The 19,717-nt window shown below is 75.8% G+C and carries 13 protein-coding genes and 1 tRNA gene; 5 read left to right on the top strand and 9 right to left on the bottom strand.

All coding sequences use genetic code 11. The features are described 5' to 3' along the window. Nucleotides 1-82: 82 nt before the first annotated feature. From OCU29_RS11405 to OCU29_RS11395, 3 genes are all read left to right on the top strand, one after another. Complete coding sequence (locus tag OCU29_RS11405; protein WP_261820019.1) at nucleotides 83-3,688, top strand: BTAD domain-containing putative transcriptional regulator; 3,606 nt, start codon at nucleotides 83-85, stop codon at nucleotides 3,686-3,688. Next, complete coding sequence (locus OCU29_RS11400) at nucleotides 3,685-5,049, top strand: FAD-binding oxidoreductase (protein ID WP_261820018.1); 1,365 nt, start codon at nucleotides 3,685-3,687, stop codon at nucleotides 5,047-5,049. Before OCU29_RS11405 ends, OCU29_RS11400 begins: the two co-directional genes overlap by 4 nt. Nucleotides 5,050-5,182: 133 nt before the next feature. Continuing rightward, on the top strand, nucleotides 5,183-6,589 hold the full coding sequence (locus OCU29_RS11395) for an FAD-binding oxidoreductase (RefSeq protein WP_261820017.1): 1,407 nt from the start codon (nucleotides 5,183-5,185) through the stop codon (nucleotides 6,587-6,589). Between the two features lie 34 nt (nucleotides 6,590-6,623). On the opposite strand, the gene OCU29_RS11390 is transcribed toward OCU29_RS11395, so the two are convergent. From OCU29_RS11390 to OCU29_RS11370, 5 genes are all read right to left on the bottom strand, one after another. Continuing rightward, nucleotides 6,624-8,447: an ATP-dependent metallopeptidase FtsH/Yme1/Tma family protein gene (locus tag OCU29_RS11390; RefSeq protein ID WP_261820016.1), complete on the bottom strand. Its 1,824-nt coding sequence runs from the start codon at nucleotides 8,445-8,447 to the stop codon at nucleotides 6,624-6,626. Beyond that, the gene (locus OCU29_RS11385) at nucleotides 8,444-11,248 is read right to left on the bottom strand and encodes a hypothetical protein (protein WP_261820015.1); all 2,805 of its coding nucleotides are present in this window, start codon (nucleotides 11,246-11,248) and stop codon (nucleotides 8,444-8,446) included. The genes OCU29_RS11390 and OCU29_RS11385 overlap by 4 nt, the downstream gene beginning before the upstream one ends. Before the next feature lie 28 nt (nucleotides 11,249-11,276). Then, nucleotides 11,277-11,495: a hypothetical protein gene (locus tag OCU29_RS11380; protein WP_179613834.1), complete on the bottom strand. Its 219-nt coding sequence runs from the start codon at nucleotides 11,493-11,495 to the stop codon at nucleotides 11,277-11,279. 105 nt (nucleotides 11,496-11,600) lie between these two features. Next, the gene (locus OCU29_RS11375; protein WP_370463669.1) at nucleotides 11,601-12,497 is read right to left on the bottom strand and encodes a glycerophosphodiester phosphodiesterase family protein; all 897 of its coding nucleotides are present in this window, start codon (nucleotides 12,495-12,497) and stop codon (nucleotides 11,601-11,603) included. Nucleotides 12,498-12,734: 237 nt separating this feature from the next. Beyond that, a tRNA-Met gene (locus OCU29_RS11370) sits at nucleotides 12,735-12,808 on the bottom strand. 92 nt (nucleotides 12,809-12,900) lie between these two features. Between OCU29_RS11370 and OCU29_RS11365 the strand changes: the two genes are divergently transcribed. Further along, a complete protein-coding gene (locus OCU29_RS11365) occupies nucleotides 12,901-13,749 on the top strand; it encodes an NAD(P)H-binding protein (protein ID WP_261820013.1) in 849 nt (282 codons plus the stop codon). Here OCU29_RS11365 and OCU29_RS11360 read toward each other — a convergent pair. Further along, complete coding sequence (locus OCU29_RS11360) at nucleotides 13,713-16,151, bottom strand: PEP/pyruvate-binding domain-containing protein (RefSeq protein ID WP_261820012.1); 2,439 nt, start codon at nucleotides 16,149-16,151, stop codon at nucleotides 13,713-13,715. The genes OCU29_RS11365 and OCU29_RS11360 overlap by 37 nt on opposite strands. 28 nt (nucleotides 16,152-16,179) lie before the next feature. On the opposite strand from OCU29_RS11360, the gene OCU29_RS11355 reads away from it, so the two are divergent. Then, nucleotides 16,180-16,758 carry a TetR/AcrR family transcriptional regulator gene (locus OCU29_RS11355; protein WP_179613837.1) on the top strand — a complete coding sequence of 193 codons (579 nt, stop codon included), beginning with the start codon at nucleotides 16,180-16,182 and terminating at the stop codon, nucleotides 16,756-16,758. Nucleotides 16,759-16,775: 17 nt separating this feature from the next. Here OCU29_RS11355 and OCU29_RS11350 read toward each other — a convergent pair whose 3' ends face one another. From OCU29_RS11350 to OCU29_RS11340, 3 genes are all read right to left on the bottom strand, one after another. Then, on the bottom strand, nucleotides 16,776-17,288 hold the full coding sequence (locus OCU29_RS11350) for a DUF421 domain-containing protein (protein WP_261820011.1): 513 nt from the start codon (nucleotides 17,286-17,288) through the stop codon (nucleotides 16,776-16,778). 86 nt (nucleotides 17,289-17,374) lie between these two features. After that, entirely contained in the window at nucleotides 17,375-18,601 is a 1,227-nt protein-coding gene (locus OCU29_RS11345) for an alpha-hydroxy acid oxidase (RefSeq protein WP_261820010.1), read from the bottom strand. Between the two features lie 115 nt (nucleotides 18,602-18,716). Continuing rightward, nucleotides 18,717-19,691, bottom strand: coding sequence for an ABC transporter substrate-binding protein (locus OCU29_RS11340; protein ID WP_261820009.1), 975 nt, complete (start codon nucleotides 19,689-19,691; stop codon nucleotides 18,717-18,719). Nucleotides 19,692-19,717: the final 26 nt, after the last annotated feature.

Raw genomic sequence — 19,717 nt, 5'->3', positions numbered from 1 at the left:
TAACCACTGCCGCTGCACCCTCCTGCTCGCCTAGCCTGGAGGATGCACGCCGACCGGGCGTGCACAGCGCGTGGATGTGCCGGTGGACGAGACGAACCTGCTTCGGGTGAGCCTGCTGGGCCGTCTGGGGGCGTCGTACGACGGCGCGCCCCTCGACCTGGGTGGGCGGCGCCAGCGCGCGGTGCTGGCGGTCCTGCTGCTGGCCCGTGGCGAGCTGGTGCCGGTCGAGCGGCTGGTCGAGGCGGTGTGGGGCGGGCAGGCCGGCGACACCGCGGTCGGTGCGCTGCAGTCCTACGTCTCGCACCTGCGCCGTCGGCTGCAACCGGGCGCGGCCGCCCGCGCCCGCTCCGCGGTCATCGTGCGCGAGGGCCCCGGCTACGCCGTGCGGCTGCCGGAGGAGGCGGTCGACGCGTGGCGGTTCGAGGCCCTCGTGGCGCGCGCCGAGCGCCTCGAGCGGCCCGCCGAGGCCGCCGCCGTGCTGCGCGAGGCGCTCGCGCTGTGGACCGGCCCCGCGCTCGCGGAGTACGCCGACGAGCCCTGGGTGGCCGCCGACGTCGCCCGGCTCACCGAGCTGCGCCGCGTCGCCCGGGAACGGCTGCTGGCGGCCCGGCTGGAGGTCGAGGACCCTGCGGTGCTGGTGCCCGAGCTCGAGGCCCTGGTGCAGGAGGACCCGTTGCGGGAGGAGCGGTGGCGCGCCCTCACGGTGGCGCTCTACCGCTCGCAGCGCCAGGCCGACGCCCTCGCCGCGCTGCGCACCGCCCGGCGGACCCTGGCCGACGAGCTCGGGGTCGACCCGGGCCCGGCGCTGCAGCGCCTGGAGGCCGCCGTGCTGGCCCACTCCCCCGACCTGCTGCCGGTCCCGGCCGCGCCGACGGCGCCGACCCCTCCGGCCGCGCCGGGCGCCCCGGCCGCCGCCGACGCGGCGCCGCTCGTCGAGCGCCACGACGAGCTCGTCACGCTGCGGGGCGCGGTCGAGGCGCTCGCCCGGCGACGCTCCGGGCTGGTCGTGGTGCAGGGGCCGGCCGGCATCGGCAAGACCCGCCTGCTCCTGGAGACCGGCCGGCTGGCCGCCGAGCGCTCGGTGCGCCTGCTCACCGCCCGCGGCTCGCAGCTGGAGACCGCCTTCGCGCACGGCGTGGTGCGCCAGCTGCTCGGGCCGGCGCTCGGGGAGGGTCCGGGGCGCGAGGGGCTGCTGCGCGACGCCGGGGCGGCCCGCGGGGTCCTCGACCTCGTCGAGGGGGGCCGCGTCGACGGCTTCGCCGTGCTCGACGGGCTGCACCGGCTCGTGGCCGCGCTGGCGGCGCGGGGGCCGCTCGTGCTGGCCGTCGACGACGCCCAGTGGTGCGACGCCGGTTCGCTGCGCTTCCTGGCCTACCTCGCCCGACGCCTGGACACGCTCCCGGTGCTGCTGGTCGTCGCGGGACGCACCGTGGGTGACGAGCTGCGCCAGCAGGCGCCGCTGACGGAGCTGGCCCTCGAGCCCGACGCCCGGCTGCTGCGCCCGGCCGCGCTGTCGTACGCGGCGACCGTGGAGCTGGTCTCCGCCGCACTGGGCACCGAGCCGGCGCCGCTCTTCGCCGAGGCCTGTCACCGCACGACCGCCGGCAACCCGATGCTGCTCAGCCACCTGCTGAGGGCGCTGGCCGCCGACGACGTGCGGCCGGACGCCGCGCACGCCGACCGGGTGCTGGCGATCGGCACCCGGGCGGTGTCCAGCACGGTGCTGATGCGGCTGCGCGGCCTGCCCGACGACGTGGTCGACGTGGCCCGGGCCGCCGCCGTGCTGGGTGACGGCGCCTCGTCGGTGACGGTCGCCGACCTGGCGGGGGTGGCCGAGGACCGGGCCGTGGCAGCCCTCGGCGAGCTGACCCGTGCCGAGGTGCTCGGCGACCACCAGCCGATCTCCTTCGTGCACCCGGTGGTGCGCGACGCCCTGCACCAGTCCCTGGCGGCGGTCGAGCGGGCCCGCTGGCACGAGCGGGCCGCAGGCGTGCTGCGCGCCCGCGGGGGCAGCGACGAGCAGGTCGCCGCCCACCTGCTCGTGGCCCCGGCCCGCGGTGACGAGCAGGTCGGTGAGCTGCTGCGCAGCGCCGCAGCGGCGGCGGCCGACCGGGGCGCGCCCGAGAGTGCGGCGACCTACCTGCGCCGCGCCCTCGACGAGCAGCCGCAGGCGTCCTGGCGGCCGACGGCGCTGCTGCAGCTGGGGATGCTCGAGGCCGCGTTCGACGGCGCCGCCGGGGTGGCCCACCTGGAGGAGGCCTACCGCCTGCACCCCGACCCGGCCCGGCGCGGCGAGATCGCGCTGGCCTGCGGCGCCACCCACGTCTTCGCCAGCCCGCCCGGCGTGGCGACCGCCTTCGCCCGCGAGGCCGCCGCCTGTCTCCCGCCGGGTGCACCGGGGTCGGCGGACCAGCGGCAGGGCCTGGTCGCGCTGCAGCGGATGGCGGGCTTCCTGCACGCCCACGAGGACGGCTGGCGCACGCCGGCACCGACGCCGGAGGGCCATGGAGCGGGCGCGCAGATGCTGGCGGCGACCATCGCGCTGGAGTCGCTGGTCGCCGGCACCGACCGGGAGGGTGTCGTCGCGATGGCGCGCCGGGCGCTCGCGGACGACCAGCTGCTCGGCGTCGACGACGGCCTCTTCTGGATCAACGCCGCCGTCGTCCTCACCGTCTGCGAGGAGCCGCTCGGCGACTTCTGGAGCCGCGCCCGCCGGGTCGCGAGCGCGCGGGGGTCGCTGTTCGCGACCCTGTCGATCAACCTGTGGGAGGGGTTCGAGCGCTGGCTGCACGGCGACCTCGACGGCGCCCTCGCGTGCCTGGGCGACGGGCTCGAGCAGGACCGGATGTGGGGCGGCACCGGCATCGGCGAGGCGGTCGGACGCGCGTTCTCGCTCTGCTGCCACCTCGACCGCGGCGACGTCGCGGCGGCCCGCCGGGTCGCCGACGGGCTCACCCCGGGGCCGGTCTTCGGCGAGGGCGGACGCCTCCTGTCCCAGGCGCGGGCCCGGCTGCTGCTGGCCGAGGGCCGACCGGTGGAGGCGCTGGCCACCCTCGACGAGGCGCCGGTCGGCATCGCCATCGCCAACCCGGTGTGGAACCCCTGGCGCGCCGTGCGGGCCGCGGCGCTGCACGCGCTGGGTGAGGCGGCGGCAGCGCAGGAGACCGCCGCGGCCCAGGTCGACCTGCTGCGCTCGTGGGGTGCTCCCGGTGCGCTGGGCCAGGGGCTCTGCCAGCTCGGCGAGCTGCGCGGCGCCGACGGGGTCGACGACCTGCGCGAGGCGGTCGCGCTGCTCTCCCGCACGCCGGCGGCGCTGGCCCTGGCTCGGGCCCGCTGCGCGCTGGGCCGGCTGTCGCGGGTGCCCGACGCCGAGGCCGTCCCGCTGCTGCTCGCGGCGCACCGCACCGCCGAGGAGCTCGGTGCCGGCGGCCTCCACGAGGCCGCCCGGGAGGGGCTGGGGCGACGCGGCCACCCGGTCGTCGGCTGTCCGGAGGCGCCTCGCGGGCCCTCGCCGACCGAGCGCCGGGTCGTCGACCTGGCGGCCTCGGGGCTGGCGCCCGAGGTCGTCGCGCGGCGGCTGTTCCTCACCCCGGCGACCGTGCGCCGCATCCTCGACGAGGTCGGCTCAAGTCGTCCTCAAGTGGGGGCGGGCATGCTCGACGACCAGGCGGACAGGAGACGCTCGTGACGGTGCAGCAGGACGACCGGGCCCGCGGGCTGCGTGGGCTGTGCGGCGGGGCGGTCTGCCTGCCCGGCGACGCGGCGTACGACCTGGCCCGCACGCCGTGGAACCTCATGCTCGACGACCACCCGGCCGCCGTGGCCTACCCGGCCGGCGCCGAGGAGGTCGGCGAGGTGGTGCGGGCCGCTGCTGCGAGCGGGCTATCGGTGGCCGCGCAGGGCACCGGGCACGGCGCGCCGCCGCTGGCCGGTCGGCTGGCCGACGCCGTGCTGCTGCGCACCTCGGCGATGACCGAGGTGCGGATCTCGCCCGAGACCCGGACCGCACGGGTGGGCGCCGGCGTGCTCTGGGGCGACCTCGCCGAGGCGGCCGGCCGGCACGGTCTGGCCGCGCTGCACCCCACCTCCCCCGACGTCGGCGTGGTCGGCTACTCCCTCGGCGGCGGGATCGGCTGGTACGCCCGCCGGCTGGGCCTGCAGTGCAACGCCGTGCGCGCGGCCGAGGTGGTGCTCGCCGACGGCAGCGTGGTGCGGGCCAGCGCCGACAGCGAGCCCGAGCTGTTCTGGGCGCTGCGCGGCAGCGGTGCCCCGCTGGGCGTGGTGTGCGCGCTCGAGTTCGAGCTGTACCCCGTCCGGAGCGTGGTGGCGGGCACGCTGGCCTGGGACTGGACCCACCTGGAGCGGGTGCTGCCCGCCTGGGTGGCGTGGTGCGAGACGGCCCCGCGCGAGGTCACCACCTCGTTCCGGGTGCTCAGCGTCGGCGAGGAGGAGGCGATGCCGGCCGCGATGCGGGGGCGCCGGCTGGTGCTGGTCGACGGCGCCGTGCTGGGCTCCGACGCCCTGGCCACCGAGGTCCTGGCGCCGCTGCGGGCGCTGGCCCCCGAGATCGACACGGTGGCGCGGGTGCCGGCCGCCTCGCTCGTGCGGCTGCACCTGGAGCCCGAGGGCCCCACCCCGGCGTACGCGAGCAGCGTGCTGGTCGACTCCCTGCCCGACGCCGCCGTCGACGCGGTCCTCGGGGCCGTGGGTCCGGGCTCCGCGAGCGAGCTGTCGCTGGTCGAGCTGCGCCAGCTCGGGGGCGCCCTCGCCGAGCGCGACCCCCGCGGAGGGGCGCTGGACCGGTTGGAGGGCCGCTTCCTGGCGCTCGGCGTGGGCCTCGACCCCGACCCCGCGGGCTGGGCCCGCCAGCGCGAGGACGCGCGCCGCTTCGTCGACGCCGTGGCCCCCTGGTCGGGGCGCACCTACCTGCCGATGGTCGACGAGCGCTCCGACACCCGCAAGGCCTTCCCGCCCGAGGTGCACGCGCGGCTGAGCGCCGTACGCCGCGCCGTCGACCCGGCCGGCCTGTTCATGCCGCCGCACCACTGACCCCACGTCAGCCGACTTGAGCCGGGCCCTCAAGTCGCCGCCAACTCCTCCTCAAGCGACCTGGGCGACGGTCCTCCTGGCGTCACCCGGACGCCACCACGCAGGCCGACGAGGCCCTGACCCAGGAGAGACCATGACCACCACGTTCGACGACACCGTCGACGCCGGGACCGCCGCACGCACCCCCTTCGAGGAGCTGCGCCAGCGACTGACCGGCACCCTGCACACCCCCGACGACCCCGAGTACGCCGTGCGCGCCTCGGCCTGGAACCTCGCCGTCGAGATGGCGCCGGCCGCGGTCGTGGCCGTGCGCACACCCGAGGACGTCGCGACCACGATCCGCTTCGCCCGCGAGCACGGCTGCACCGTCGGCGTGCAGGCCACCGGGCACGGGGCGGAGTCCTCGCTCGCCGGGCACCTGCTCGTGGTCACCTCCGGCCTCGACGAGCTCGTCGTCCACCCCGAGGGCTGGGCGCGGGTCGGGGCCGGTGTGAAGTGGCTGCGCGTGATCGAGGCCGCGGCGCCCTACGGCCTGGCCCCGCTCAACGGCTCGTCGAGCGACGTCGGGGTCGTCGGCTTCACCACCGGCGGCGGCGTGGGCCCGATGTCGCGGATGCACGGGATCGCGGCCGACAAGGTGCGCGCCTTCGACGTGGTCACCGGAGACGGGGTGGCCAGACGGGTCACCCCCACCGAGCACCCCGACCTGTTCTTCGCGCTGCGGGGCGGCAAGGGGGCCACCGCGATCGTGACCGCGGTGGAGTTCGACCTGGTCGAGCAGGCGACGTTCTACGGCGGCGCGATCTACTTCGACGGCGCCGACGCCGAGGGCGTGATCCAGCGGTGGCGCGACTGGTCGGCCCGGCTGCCGGAGGTCGGCTCCACCTCGTTCGCGCTGTTCCAGCTGCCGGACCTGCCGGGGGTGCCGCCGCCGCTGGTCGGGCGGATGACCCTGGCGGTGCGCTTCCTGTGGGTGGACGACCCCGAGGAGGGCCGGGCCCTGCTCGACGAGATCAGGGGGCTGGCGCCGGTCGTGCTCGACGACGCCAGGCTGCGCCCCTACGCCGAGGTCGACGCCGTCCACGCCGACCCGGTCGACCCGATGCCGTGCACCGACCCGGCGATGCTGCTGACCGACTTCCCGGCCGAGGCCGCCGAGCTGCTGCTCGCCGTGGCCGGCCCCGGGTCGGGCTCGCCGCAGGTGCTCGTCGAGGTGCGCGCGCTCGGCGGGGCCTACGCCCGGCCGCCGGCACACCCCGACGCGTTCTCCCACCGTGCGGCGGGCTACAGCGTCCTCGCGGTCGGCATCCCCGGCACCGGCTCCTCCGAGCACGCGCAGTGCCTGTTCTCGGCGCTGTCGGACTGGGACACCGGAGGCATCTGGCCGAACTTCGGCCCGCCGCACGACGAGACGACCGCACGCCGGGCCTACGCGCCGGCGACCCTGCGGCGCCTCGCCGAGGTCGCGCGGACCTACGACCCCGACGGTGTGCTGCAGTGCGGCGAGTACGCGCGGCTGGCCGACGCGGTCACGACGTGAGACGGCGGCGGCGCCCCGGCCAGGGGTCCGGGGGTCAGCCCACCGGCGCCGCGGGCCGGGCGTCGCCGTCGAGCAGGAGGAGCAGTCCCGCCTCGTCCACCGACTCCGACTCGAGCAGCTCGTCGACGAGGCTGTCGAGCACGCTCGCGTGCCGCTCGAGCACCGTGCGCGCCTCGGCCCGCGCCTCGTCGAGCAGACGGCGCACGCCGTCCTCCACGAGACGACGGTGGCGCTCGGAGAGCACCGGGTCGGTCGCCTCCGGGTCCAGCGCCTCGTCGGCGACCCGCCCGGCCAGCCTGACGACCCCGACGTCGGGGTCCAGCCCCAGCCGGGTCACCGCCTCGCGGGCCAGGCGGGTCGCCTCCGTCAGGCCGTTCTCGCCCACCGACGAGCCCGAGCCGAGCACCAGCTCCTCGGCGACCCGACCGGCGAGCTCCACGCCCGCCCGGCGGCGTACGCCGTCGAGGGTCCAGCAGGTCGTCTCGGCGTCGGCGCTGGTGACCCTCGGCCCCGACGCGGCCAGCGTGACCCGGTGCACGTGGTCGCCGGCGGCGTGGGCCACCACGGCCCGGCCCGCCTCGTGCACCGCCAGGCGCTGCCGCTCGACGGCCGTCGCCTCGTGGCCGCGGCCGCGCGGACCCGAGACGACGCGCTCGACGGCCTCCTCCAGGCTGGCGGCGTCGATCGTGGCGCGGCCGGCGCGCACGCTGAGCAGCGCCGCCTCGTTGACCACGCCGGCGAGGTCGGCGCCGGTGAGCCCGGGGGTGCGTCGCGCCAGGGTGAGCAGGTCGATCCCCGGGTCGAGGGGGCGCCGGGCCGTGTGCACGCGCAGGATCGCCAGACGACCGTTGAGGTCCGGGGCCTCGACCACGACGTGCCGGTCGAGGCGGCCGGGTCGCACCAGCGCCGGGTCGAGGATGTCGGGACGGTTCGTGGCGCCCATCACGACCACCCCGGTGGCGGCGGTGAACCCGTCGAGCTCGACCAGGAGCTGGTTGAGGGTCTGCTCACGCTCCTCGTTGCCGCCCGCCCCGCGTCGCCTGCCCAGGGCGTCGATCTCGTCGATGAAGACGATCGCGGGCGCCGCTTCGCGCACGCGGGTGAAGAGGTCGCGGACCCGGGCCGCCCCGACCCCGACCAGCGACTCCACGAACTCCGCGCCCGCCACCGAGAAGAAGGGGACGCCGGCCTCGCCGGCGGTCGCCCTGGCGATCAGGGTCTTGCCGGTGCCGGGAGGTCCGAAGAGCAGCACGCCCTTCGGCGGCTCGGCGCCCACCGTGCTGTAGCGCTCCGGCTCGCGCAGGTACTCGACGATCTCGCGCAGCTCGCCCACCGCCTCGTCGACACCGGCGACGTCGGCGAACCCGGTGGCCGGGGGCGCGACCCGGCCCCCGCGGCGACCGCGGTCCAGCGTGCCGAAGCGGCGCACCTCGCCGGTCGCGCCGCCGCCGCCACCGACGACGACCGCGCCGAACACCGCGGCCAGCACCAGCAGCGGCAGGAGGGTCGTGACGACCACCCGCCCGGCGCTGCGACCCGGCTGGGGGTCGACCTCCACCCGGGCGCCCGAGGCGACGAGGTCCTCCAGCAGCCGGGCCGTGGCGGCGTCCGAGGTGGGGTACGCCGACCAGACCTCCGCTCCGTCGGCGACCCGGGCCTCGACCCGCGCGTCCTGGTCGAGCAGCACCGCGGAGGTCACCTGCTCCTCCGCGACCAGCGAGGCGAGCTCGTCGAGGCCGACCCGCTCGCCCCGGTCCTCGGGGGACAGCCACGCGAGCCCCCAGGCGAAGCAGCCGAGCAGCACGGCTGCCGCCAGCAGCAGCCAGGCGCGCGGGGAGGGAACGGGGAGCTTGGTCATCGAGGGGTCCTTCGGGTGCGGGTGCGAAAGGGGCGGCCGGAGATCTGGGGTGAGTGCTGGAAGGACTGCTGGCGTCGGCGTGCGCCGACGGCTGCCGCGGCGGTGAGGAGACCGGCACCCAGGAGCAGTGGCGCCGCCTCGTCCTCCTGAGCCCCGGCCTGAGCCCCGGCCCGGGCCAGCTCGGGCGAGTCGGCCTGCTCCGCACCGGCCGCGGGCGCGGCCAGCGTCCCCGGGGCCGCCGCGCCGGCGGGGGCGGGGGCGGCGGCCGTCCCCACGGCGGGCGCCGCGCCGCCGACGGGCGCCGGGGCTGCAGGTGCCAGCGCCGGTGGCGGCAGGGCGGGCGCGGGCGCCGGCCCGGTAGGGGCCGTGCCGACGGGCACGCCGTCGGCGGCCGGCACGGGGTCGGGGGCGGGAGCGCCCGCCGCGACCGGCGGCCCGCCCGTGCTGCCGCACGTGAGCAGGGTGCGCGCCGAGGCGACCCGGGTCCCCGCCACGGCAGCGCTGAGCCGGAGCAGGTGCCGACCCGGCTCGTCGGGGCAGGTCACGGTGCCGCGGGCGGGCAGGCGGTGGCCGCGACGCACGTCGATGCCCGGCCAGGTCCAGGCGGCCGGTGCCTGCTGGACCACGCGGACGTCGCCCCGGACCCGCAGCGTCACCTCCTGCGGGGTCGCCTGGGCCAGCAGGACGCGCCGCAGCGCGGCCGCGACCGTCGACAGGTCGGCCAGGTGGAGGGCGGTCGTGGTGCAGACCAGCGGGTCTCCCTCGGCGATCTCGGTGGTCCCGTTCCCGCGGCAGTCGACCCCGCCCGCGGGCGCGAGGGCAGCGGTCGCTGCGGCGACGTCCTCGAAGTCGCGCCGGGCGGGCGTGTCGAACGTGCGCCCGGCGGCGTCCGCGGCCTCGACCCCGGCGTACCGGCCGGGGACGCCGTCGTCGCCGGTCTCGCGCACGACCTCCAGCCCGACGACCCGCACGTCCTGACGGGCGAAGGCGTCGTACACCGCGGCGCGCTCCGGCGCGTCGGGGTCGCCCTCGTCCATGAACGCGGTGTCGGTGACCACCACGACGGTGCGCAGGGCGCCACGGCGCCACGTCGGGGCCTGCCCGGCCGGGACCGACGGGCCGGTGGTGCCGACGAGACCGGCGCCGGTGGCCGTCTGGTGCAGCGCCACCAGGTGCGCCTCGTCGCCGCCGCCGGTGCGCAGCGCCTCGAAGCCGCGCACCAGCGACGGACCCGGGCGCGCGAGGTCGGCGTGCCGGCGGTAGCGGGAGCCCTCGCGGGTGCCGAGCTCGCCCACCCCGGCGCGGAGGTCGACACCCGCGCGGGTCAGGCGGTCCACCAGGTCGCCGAGGGACTCGGCGACGGCGTCGATGTCGGGCTCGAAGCTGTTGGAGGTGTCGACGAGGAAGTACACGTCGAGCGGGAGCGGGCGGGCGGGCAGCGCGAGCAGCGCGTCCAGGTCGACCTGCTCGCCCGTCGGCGCCTCGAGACGGGCCGGGGTCCGCAGCTCGGCCGGGGCCGGCGGTGCCGGCGTACCGGTGTCGAAGGGGTCGAGATCGACCTGCCCGGCCGGGGTGGGGCCGGAGGTCGGGGACAGGGTGAGGAGCTCGCCGCGGGTGTGCAGGTGCACGGCGTCGACGGAGTCGGCCTGGACCCCGCGCACCCACGGGAGCGCCAGGTCGTCGATGTCGAGCAGCGAGCCGTCACGTCCGGCCAGGTAGAGGCCCGTGTCGGGGAAGGCGGCCGCGTTGCCGCGGTCCCAGGTGGAGACGACGACGCCGGCGCTCGTCCAGGCGGCGCGCCAGGGCACGCCGCCCAGTGCGTCGGGCCCGACGGGGGCCCGGGTCGCGAGCCGGTCACCGAGCAGCAGCTCCTCGACGGGGCTGGTGGTGTCCACCTGGCGCGCCACCAGCAGGTCGGGCTCCTGGCCCGGGGCATCCGAGAGGAACGGTCCGGTGAACGCGCCGACCTCGTCGACGACGCGGCGCCAGGTCAGGCCCGCGTCCTGCGAGACGACGGGCACGCTGGTGCGTCCGTGCAGCACCTGGGGGGTGCGGGGGTCGACGGCCACGTCCACCAGCACCGGGCTGGCGATGCCGTCGAGCGGTCTCGTGCCACCGCCGGGCAGCAGCAGCGCGGCAGGGACGAGGGTCCAGCTGCGGCCGCCGTCGTGGCTGCGGTACAGGCCGGAGGCGGTGGGGACGAGGAGCAGGTCGGGATGGGTCGGGCTGGCCCGCAGGACCCCGGGGGCGCCCGGCATCGGCGGGGCCGCGTCCTGCGCCCAGGTCTCGCCACCGTCGGTGCTGCGCAGGACGACCGTGCTGGTGCCGTCGCGCTGCTCCGCGGCGGCGGGGGTGAGGAGGAGCCCGGCGTCGACCCGCTCCGCGATCCCCTGCCCCACCGCCACCACCAACCAGACCCGGCGGGGGTCGACCGGGTGCTGGAGGACCTGCAGCACGCGGTCGTGCTCGGCGGAGACCGGGAGGTCGGCCGTGGGCGCGTCGGGCAGCCGCCAGACCTCCTGCCAGGCGCAGCCGTCCGTGCTGCGCAGCACGGCCTGGCCGTTGGTGAGCAGCTGGCGCGAGGGGACGGTGCGCTCGACGGCGTGCGAGAGCGCCTGTCGCGGACCGACCGGGAAGTCCGGGACGAGACGACGTGTCCACGTCCCGGACTCCCCCACGACGACGGCAGCGCAGGGGGCGTCCGCGCGGGCGGTCGCCGGAGCCGGTCGCAGCGGCCCGAGAACCGCCACCACCAGCGCGGCACCGAGACACAGCGTCCCGACCGCTCGTGCCACCCGCATGGCTGCCGTCGTCACCGGGAGGGACCCGTCAGCCGCGGACGTCGCAGTAGGTGTCCTCGGCGGTGTGGAAGACACCCGCAGGGTCGCCGGTGCGGTCGTGGCCGGCGTGCAGGGCGCCCGCGACCGGGTCGGTGCAGGCCGGGGCCGCCTGGGCGGCCGGGCCGCCCAGGACGAGCACGGTCGCGGCGGCGGTGGCGCCCGCGAGGGATCCGATGAGGCGGCGGGTGGGGGCATGGGTGGCAGGCATGTCGTTCTCCTTGGGGGGGTGAGGATGGAACGCGAGGAACCTACTGAAAACGATTCTCATTCGCAACCTCACCCGGGGCGCCCGCCAACCCCCGGCCGGGTCCGGCTACGCGGCGTCCGCGGGGGCGCGGCGCTCGGCGAGCACGTCCTCCAGCACGTCGGGGACGTTCGTGATCACCCCGTCCACCCCACGGTCGAGCACCAGGTGCATGTCGGCACGCTCGTTGACGGTGTAGGTGTGCACCTCCATCCCGGCGTCGTGCACCGCGTCGACGTACGCCGCGTCGAAGGAGCGGAAGCTCGGGTTGATCTGGTCGGCCCAGGTCGACAGCTCGGGCAGCAGCTGCTCCGCCGGCCGGCCGAGCAGGCCGACGGGCACCGAGGGCTGGATCTCGTGGTAGCGCGCCATGGAGGCCCAGTCGAAGCTCTGCACCACCAGCCGCTCCGAGCGGACCGCGGAGGTGAGGTAGCCGGGGAAGCCGGCGAGCTCGTCGGCGACCTGCTGCTCGATCCCGGGGTAGAGGGCGGGCGACTTCACCTCCATCAGGATGCCGGCACGGCTGCGCCGGAGCCGCTGGACCATGTCGGCCATCGTCGGCACCGGCTCGCCGGCGTGCTCCTCGGAGAACCAGGAGCCCGCGTCGAGCCGCTGCATCTCCGCGTAGGTGAAGTCGCCGACCCGCCACGGCGCCCGGTCGGGGAAGACCTCCTCGACGTCGGTGGTGCGCGTGAGGGTCGTGTCGTGCACCAGCACCAGGACGCCGTCCTTCGAGCGCTGCACGTCGGCCTCGACCAGGTCGGAGCCCATCTCCACCCCCAGCTCGAAGGCTGCCATGGTGTTCTCCGGGGCGTGGCCCATCGCACCGCGGTGGGCGATGGTGGCGACGCCGACGTGCTCCGGCGGCCCGGCCGCCACGGCGGACGGAGCGAGGAACGCCGAGGACGCTGCAGCGCCGGCGATGGTGGTGGCGAGCAGGACGGACAGACGTGAGGGCACGCGCATGGTCGATCTCCCGAGAGTGTCGCGATGGGTGGACGACGCGGACGCTGTCGGCCCGGCGCGACCTGCGGGTGACCACGAGGTGGCCTGGTTGCGACGCCGGCCGGAACTCGCGCCGCCCCCGACCAGAAGTGTGGAGTCCTGGATCAACCTGGTTGATCCAGGACTCCACACTTTCCGGCTCGAGACACACAGATGGCCCCTGACCTGCGTCTCCGCCGGTCAGGGGCCATCTTCTTGTAGCGGGGGCAGGATTTGAACCTGCGACCTCTGGGTTATGAGCCCAGCGAGCTACCGAGCTGCTCCACCCCGCGTCGGTGCCTCAACCGTCACACACCACGCCTGCCGCACACAACTCGGGGCCGAGCGGCGCCGCGGGTGAGGAGCGCTGACCTAGGGTCGAGCCGTGGATGCCGCGGACGCAGACGTGCTGATGATCGGGTGCGGCGACCTCGGGTCGCGCATCGGGCTCCGCCTCGCCGAGCGCGGGCACCGCGTGCTGGCGCTGCGCCGCCGCGGTGACCTGGTGCCCGCCCCGCTGCGCGGGCTGTCGGTCGACCTGACGCGGGAGTCCCCCGACCTGCCCGCCCTCCAGCTGCGGCACCTGGTCGTCGCCCTGACCGCCCGGCCGCGCTCCGAGGACGCCTACCGGGCGACGTACGTCGACGGCATGCGGCGCGCCCTCGACGCCCTCGAGGCCACCGGGCAGCGTCCCGAGCGGGCGGTGCTGGTCTCCTCCACGGGCGTGCACGGCGACGTGCCCGACGGGACGCTCGTCGACGAGAGCCTCGTCCCCTCCCCTGCCGACGGACCGGCGCGGGTGCTGCTCGAGGCCGAGGAGCTGTTCGCCGAGCGGGTGCCGGGCGGCACGGTGCTGCGCTGCTCCGGCCTCTACGACGGCGCGCGCTCCCGGCTGGTCGACAAGGTGGCCGCGGGCGACCTCGACGACCCCGGCCGGTGGACCAACCGGATCCACCGCGACGACGCGGCCGCGGCCGCCGTCCACCTGCTCACCCGCCCCGAGGCGCCCGAGCCCGTCTACCTCGGCAACGACGACGAGCCGGCCCCGCTGGGCGACGTCGCCGGCGAGATCGCCCGCGTGCTCGGCGTGACCCCACCGCCGCCCGCCGACGCCACCCGGGCCCACGGCAAGCGGATCTCCAACGCCCGGCTCCGGGCCACCGGATGGGTGCCGACGTACCCCACCTACCGCGAGGGCTACGCCGGGGTGGCCGCCTCCTCGGGCACCGGCTGACCCGTCTGGGCCAGGATCGTGACGGTGCCCCGGTCGCCGTCGACGCGGACCCGGTCGCCGGTGCGCAGCACCCGGGTCGCGCCCTGGGTGTTCACCACGCAGGGCAGGCCGTACTCGCGGGCCACGACCGCGCCGTGCGAGACCGAGCTGCCGATGTCGGTGACCAGCGCGGCGATCAGGGTGAAGTACGGCGTCCAGCCCACGTCGGTCACCGGCGCCACGAGGATCTCCCCCGGCTGCAGGTCCTGGGCCTCGGTGACCGTCGTCGCGACCCGCACCGTGCCCTCGACGGACCCGCTGCAGGCCGGGCGGCCCACGATCACGCCGTCCTCGACGCCCTGGGGCGGCTGCGGCACGAACGGCACCGGCTTGCCGACCGAGACGTCGGGGAACTCCAGGCGGGCCTGGAAGGGCAGTGCGTCACGCCGGGCGCGGGCGGCCGCCACCATCTCGGAGGTGTCCGGCACCGACAGCAGCTCCGGCAGCTCGGAGCGGTGGAAGAAGAAGACCAGGTCGGCGTCGGGCAACCGGCCGAGCTCGGCCAGCTGCTCCCCGAGCAGCCGGTAGCCCCGGCTGAGCCGGTGGGCGACGAGCACCATCCGGGACTTGGTGCCCTCGCGCCCTGCTGCCCCCTTGCGCGCCATCCGGGCCAGGGTGCGCACCGCGCGCGAGAGCTGGGCGTCGTCGTGGGTGCGCGCCGGCCGGCTCGACCGCCCCGTCGCCAGGCGCGCGCGCAGCATCGCCTGCATGATGGTCCCGAGACCCTCGGGGTCGTCGCCCCACGAAGGGTCGCGCAGGCACAGCTCGCGGTAGCCGCGGTGCCCGTGGCGCTCCAGGAAGGCGTTGAGGTCGCGCGCGACCGCGCTGCTGTCGCCGGTCAGCGCGAGGACGGCCTCGCCCGGGCTCGCGTCGAGGAAGCGCTGCCCGGCCTCCCGGTCAGCGGCCAGCAGGTCGACCACCGCGTCGAGCTGGCCGAGCATCACGGCGCTCTCCACGTCGGTGCCGCCGGCCATCAGCGCGGAGGCCTGCGCGCGGCCGTCCTCCTCGCTGCGCCCGGCCTTGACCGCCTCCTTGACCACGGTCTCCTCGAGGACGTTGGCCGCGACGGCCGAGCGCGACGAGGACCGCACGTGGGTCAGGGTGGCCTCGTCGTAGAGCTCGACGCCCGCGTCGAGCTCGGCGAGCAGGGCCGCCGGCGACGGCGCCGAGGGGGTGGCGAACGCCGCGAGCTTCCGGTCCAGCCGTCGGATCGCCACGCCCGCCGAGACCGCGAAGGTCGTCAGCCGCACCGTGTTGACCAGCCGCACCGGGAACGGCTTCGGGGGCTGCGCCACCAGCTCGTCGACGACCCGGCCGGCGATGGACATCGAGTACTGCTCCAGGGAGTTGCCCAAGATGCCCGAGCTCAGCGCCGTGCCCTCGGTCATGTTGAGGAAGAGGTGGCCGGAGAAGTAGCCGAGCTGGAGCCACCGGTCGTCCTGGTAGGCCTGCTGGAAGCCGGCGATCACCTGCACCGTCTGCATGGCGCGCTCGATGGCCTGGCCGCTGACCGAGGCGGTGAGCGGGCAGAAGGCGCCCGGCATCATCTCGCCGATGTTGCAGCGGGTGTAGACGTGGTCGGCCCCGGCGACCTGGGAGTCCATCTCGTCCAGGGCGCCGGGCAGGGTCGTGATGGGCCGGGCCTGCAACCAGCGCAGCCGGCCGCTCCGGTCGATGGCCCACTCGAGGTCGAGCGGGCGGCCCCAGCGCGCCTCGGCCTCCCTGGCCCCGGCGGCCACCGCACCCACCTCGGCGTCGCTGAGGGCGGGCCGGTCGCCGCTCACCCGGGTCACGATGGCGCCGTCGCGGTCGACCTCGTAGTGGTCGGAGGCGGTCGACCCGTCGACCAGCGCCTCGCCCAGCCCGCGGACCGCGTCGACGACCGCGAGGTCACGTCGGGCGCTGACCGGGTCGGCGGTGAAGACCACGCCGGCGGCCCGGGCCTCGACCATCTCCTGGACCACCAGGTGCATGGTCCCCGAGATCCCGGAGTCGGCCTGGTAGGCGCTGGCCCGCTCCGAGCCGGTCGACTCGACGCAGCGCCGGATCGCCGCGACCAGCTCGTCGAGGTCGCGGACCCCCAGCACCGACTCGTACTGGCCGGCGAAGGAGCTCTCGGCGCCGTCCTCACCGGCAGCCGACGAGCGCACCGCGACGGTGGTGCCGCTGCCGGGGGGCGCCAGGCGGGCGTAGCGCTCCGCCAGGTCGGCGGGCAGGGCGTCGGGGTCGGCGTCGGCGATCACGAAGGCCGCGGGGACGTCGAAGCCGGCGGCGGCCAGCTCGGCGAGGCCGAGCGCCTTGCCGCCGTAGCGGGCGTCGACGAGGTCGGAGAGCTCCACGATGCTGCTGGTGATGAGGGTCACACCCGGTTACGTTACACTCGTCACGGATATGAGCAAGGACAACGGACGACCTCGTGACGCACGTATAGACAGCGCGGTGCTCGACGCCGCCACCGCGCTGCTCGCCGAGGTGGGGTACGCCGACCTGACGGTGGCGGCGATCGCCGACCGCGCCGGCACGTCGCGCCCCGCCGTCTACCGACGCTGGCCGAGCAAGGCACACCTGGTGCACGAGGCGGCGTTCCGCGACGCCGACGCCACTCCTACCGCCCACACCGGCGTGCTCGAGGACGACGTGCGCACCCTGGTGCGACGGACGGCCGACCTGCTCACCACTCCCCTGGCCCGGCTCGCCGTGCCCGGGCTGATCGCCGAGGCCGCCGCCGACCCCAGCCTGCACGCCCGGCTGCTGGAGCGCTTCTCCACGCAGGGCTGGATCGGCGTCGAGGACTACCTGCGCGCGGCTGCCGAGTCAGGCGCGGTCCGGCCCGACCTCGACGCCGTCACGGTCATGGAGCTGGTGATCGGGGCGGCCCTGGTGGCGATGCTCGTGCGCGGACCCGAGGGCCTCACCGACGAGTGGGTCGAGCGCACCGCCTCCGTGGTGCTGCAGGGCATCCGGCCCTGACCCGCCGAGGGCGCTGATCAGCCAGGGGTGGGGACGTCGACCAGGGCGCTGCGGTCGCCCGCCTGCGCGTGCTCGATGACGCTGAGGCTCCCGTCGCTCTCGAGGACCACCGCCGCGACGGTGGACAGGTCGCCGACACCGCTGCCCCGGACCGCCTGACGCACCTCGGCACCGGTGAGGCGGGCCGCCCGCAGGGCGTCCTCGAGCAGCAGGCCGTCGTGCAGCAGCAGCGTCGGGCCGGCCGTGACCACCTGGCGGGCGAACGGGACCCGGGAGGTCAGCGCCGCGACCAGCATCTGCAGCACGGCCAGCACCACCAGTGCGACCGCACCCTCCACCCACGACACGTCCTTGCTCAGGAAGATGGTCGCGAGCGTGGAGCCCAGGGCCACGGTGACGACGAGGTCGAAGGCGTTCAGCTTCGCCAGCGTGCGCTTGCCCGAGGCTCGCAGCACCAGCACGACGGTGAGGTAGGAGGCGGGCCCCACCAGGAGCACCCGCAGGACGTCGGACCAGGTGTCGAACCACATGGGACCTGTGTACCGCACCTGGGGACGACGCTGACGTCAACGCTCTGGGAGCCACCAGGTGGAGGGCGTCCCCGGGTCCGTGCAGCTCACCGAGGACCCCACCTGTTCAGCGCGGTGACGTGACCCGGCTCCAGCTCGGCGAGCGAGCTGACGCCCAGCAGCCGCATCGTGCGCTCGACCTGGCCCCGGAGGATGTCGATGGCACGGTCCACCCCCGGGCGCCCGCCGGCCATCAGCCCGTAGAGGTAGGCCCGGCCGATCATCGTGAACCGGGCCCCGTGGGCGATCGCCGCCACCACGTCGGTGCCCGACATGATGCCGGTGTCGAGGTGCACCTCGACCCGGTCCCCGACCTCGTCGACCACCCGCGGCAGCAGGTGGAACGGCACCGGCGCCCGGTCGAGCTGGCGCCCGCCGTGGTTGGAGAGCACGATCGCGTCGACCCCGGACTCCGCCAGACGGGCGGCGTCGGCGACCGTCTGGACGCCCTTGACGCAGAGCTTGCCGGGCCACTGCTCCCGGATCCAGGCCAGGTCGTCGTAGGTGACCGTCGGGTCGAACATCGTGTCCAGCAGCTCGCCCACCGTGCCGGACCACGAGTCGAGCGAGGCGAAGGCCAGGGGCTCGGTGGTGAGCAGGTTGAACCACCACGCCGGCCGCGGGATCGCGTTGGCGACCACCCGCGGCGTGAGCGTCGGCGGGATCGTCATGCCGTTGCGGGTGTCGCGCAGCCGCGCCCCTGCAACCGGCACGTCGACGGTCACCAGCAGCGTGTCGTACCCGGCTCGTGCGGCCCGGTCGACGAGCGCCATCGAGCGCTCGCGGTCCTTCCACATGTAGAGCTGGAACCACTTGCGGGTGGCGGGCCCCGCGGCCGCGACGTCCTCGATGGACGTGGTGCCCATGGTCGAGAGGGCGTAGGGGATGCCGGCCGCGCCCGCCGCGGTGACGCCGGCGATCTCTCCCTCGGTCTGCATGAGCCGGGTGAACCCGGTCGGGGCGATGCCGAAGGGCAGCGCCGCCCGGGCCCCCAGCACCTCGCAGGAGGTGTCGACACGGGCGACGTCACGCAGGATCGAGGGATGTAGCTCGACGTCCTCGAACGCCTGGCGCGCCCGGGCGAGAGACACCTCCGCGTCGGCGGCCCCGTCGGTGTAGTCGAACGCGGCCTTCGGCGTCCGCCGCCGTGCGACGTCGCGCAGGTCGTGGATGGTCAGACAGGAGGCGAGGCGCCGGTCACGAGGCGAGAGCACCGGCTTCTTGAACTTGAGCAGTGGTGCGAGGTCGTGCGCGCGGGGCAGTTGACGCGTCATCGGGGCTCCTGGGAGGTGACGGACGAGGGGGTGGCCGAGCACGGCGCCGGCCCGGGCTGGACACCCGGACCGACGCCACGTCAGGTCGTGGAGCAGGCCTCGACGAGGCCGGTGCTCACTGGTAGAGGACGGCCTGGATCTCCTCGTCGGCCACGTTCGACTCGTCGTACCAGTAGAAGCCGGTGTCGATGCTCTCCGGCAGCTCCTCGCCGTTGATCGCGGCGACGGCGGCCTTGACGAGCTCCTCACCCATCCCGACCGGGTTCTGGGTGATCGCGCCGGCCATCAGGCCCGACTCGATCGCGTCGATCTGGGCCTGCCCGGAGTCGAAGCCGATGACCGTGATGCCCTCGGCACCGGCCTCCTCGACGCCCTTGACGGCACCGATCGCCGAACCCTCGTTGGAGCCGTAGAGGCCGTCGAGGTCGGGGTTGGCTGCGATGATCGACTTCGCGATGTCGGCGGACTTCGCCTGGTCGCCCTCGCCGTACTGCACGGGCAGCAGCTCGACGTCGGGAGCGTTCTCCTCCATCCACTCGATGAAGCCGTCGCGACGCTGCTGACCGGTGAGGCTGGTCTGGTCGTGGACGATCATCGCGACCGTGCCCGAGCCGCCGATGAGCTCGGCCATGTGCTTGGCGGCCTCGGCGGCCGCGGCCGTGTTGTCGGTGGCCGCGGTGGTGAGCGGGATGTCGCTGTCGACGCCGGAGTCGAAGGCGATGACCGGGATGTCGCTGCCTGCTGCCTGCTCGAGGACCGGTGCAGCCGCCTGGCTGTCCAGCGCAGCGAACCCGATGGCCGCGGGCTGCTTGGCCAACGCATTGGTGAGCATGGTCATCTGCTCCTCCACCTGCGTCTCGTCGGCCGGGCCCTCGAAGGTGATCCGCACCCCTTCCTTCTCGGCCTGCTGCTCCGCACCCTGCTTCACGGCCTGCCAGAACTGGTGCTGGAAGCCCTTCGAGACGATGGCGATGTACGGCTCGTCGCCGCCATCGGTACCGGCCGACGAGCTGTCGCCCGAGCCGCAGGCGGTGATGGTGAGTGCGAGGACGCCGGCAGCTGCGGCCGCCGCCCAACGACGGATCTTCATGGTGTTGCTCCTCTGTGCTGGTGGCC

This window comes from Nocardioides sp. OK12 (assembly GCF_024341885.1).
Classification (GTDB): Bacteria; Actinomycetota; Actinomycetes; order Propionibacteriales; family Nocardioidaceae; genus Nocardioides; species Nocardioides marinisabuli.
The sequence above is the reverse complement of the archived record's forward strand: the minus strand, read 5'-3'. Positions and strand labels throughout refer to the sequence as shown.

Coding starts and splice junctions, on each gene's coding strand:
- OCU29_RS11385 (WP_261820015.1), bottom strand. CDS start 11,248: ATGCGGGTGGCACGAGCGGTCGGGACGCTGTGTCTCGGTGCCGCGCTG.
- OCU29_RS11345 (WP_261820010.1), bottom strand. CDS start 18,601: ATGACGCGTCAACTGCCCCGCGCGCACGACCTCGCACCACTGCTCAAG.
- OCU29_RS11350 (WP_261820011.1), bottom strand. CDS start 17,288: ATGTGGTTCGACACCTGGTCCGACGTCCTGCGGGTGCTCCTGGTGGGG.
- OCU29_RS11355 (WP_179613837.1), top strand. CDS start 16,180: ATGAGCAAGGACAACGGACGACCTCGTGACGCACGTATAGACAGCGCG.
- OCU29_RS11395 (WP_261820017.1), top strand. CDS start 5,183: ATGACCACCACGTTCGACGACACCGTCGACGCCGGGACCGCCGCACGC.
- OCU29_RS11340 (WP_261820009.1), bottom strand. CDS start 19,691: ATGAAGATCCGTCGTTGGGCGGCGGCCGCAGCTGCCGGCGTCCTCGCA.
- OCU29_RS11380 (WP_179613834.1), bottom strand. CDS start 11,495: ATGCCTGCCACCCATGCCCCCACCCGCCGCCTCATCGGATCCCTCGCG.
- OCU29_RS11375 (WP_370463669.1), bottom strand. CDS start 12,497: ATGCGCGTGCCCTCACGTCTGTCCGTCCTGCTCGCCACCACCATCGCC.
- OCU29_RS11390 (WP_261820016.1), bottom strand. CDS start 8,447: ATGACCAAGCTCCCCGTTCCCTCCCCGCGCGCCTGGCTGCTGCTGGCG.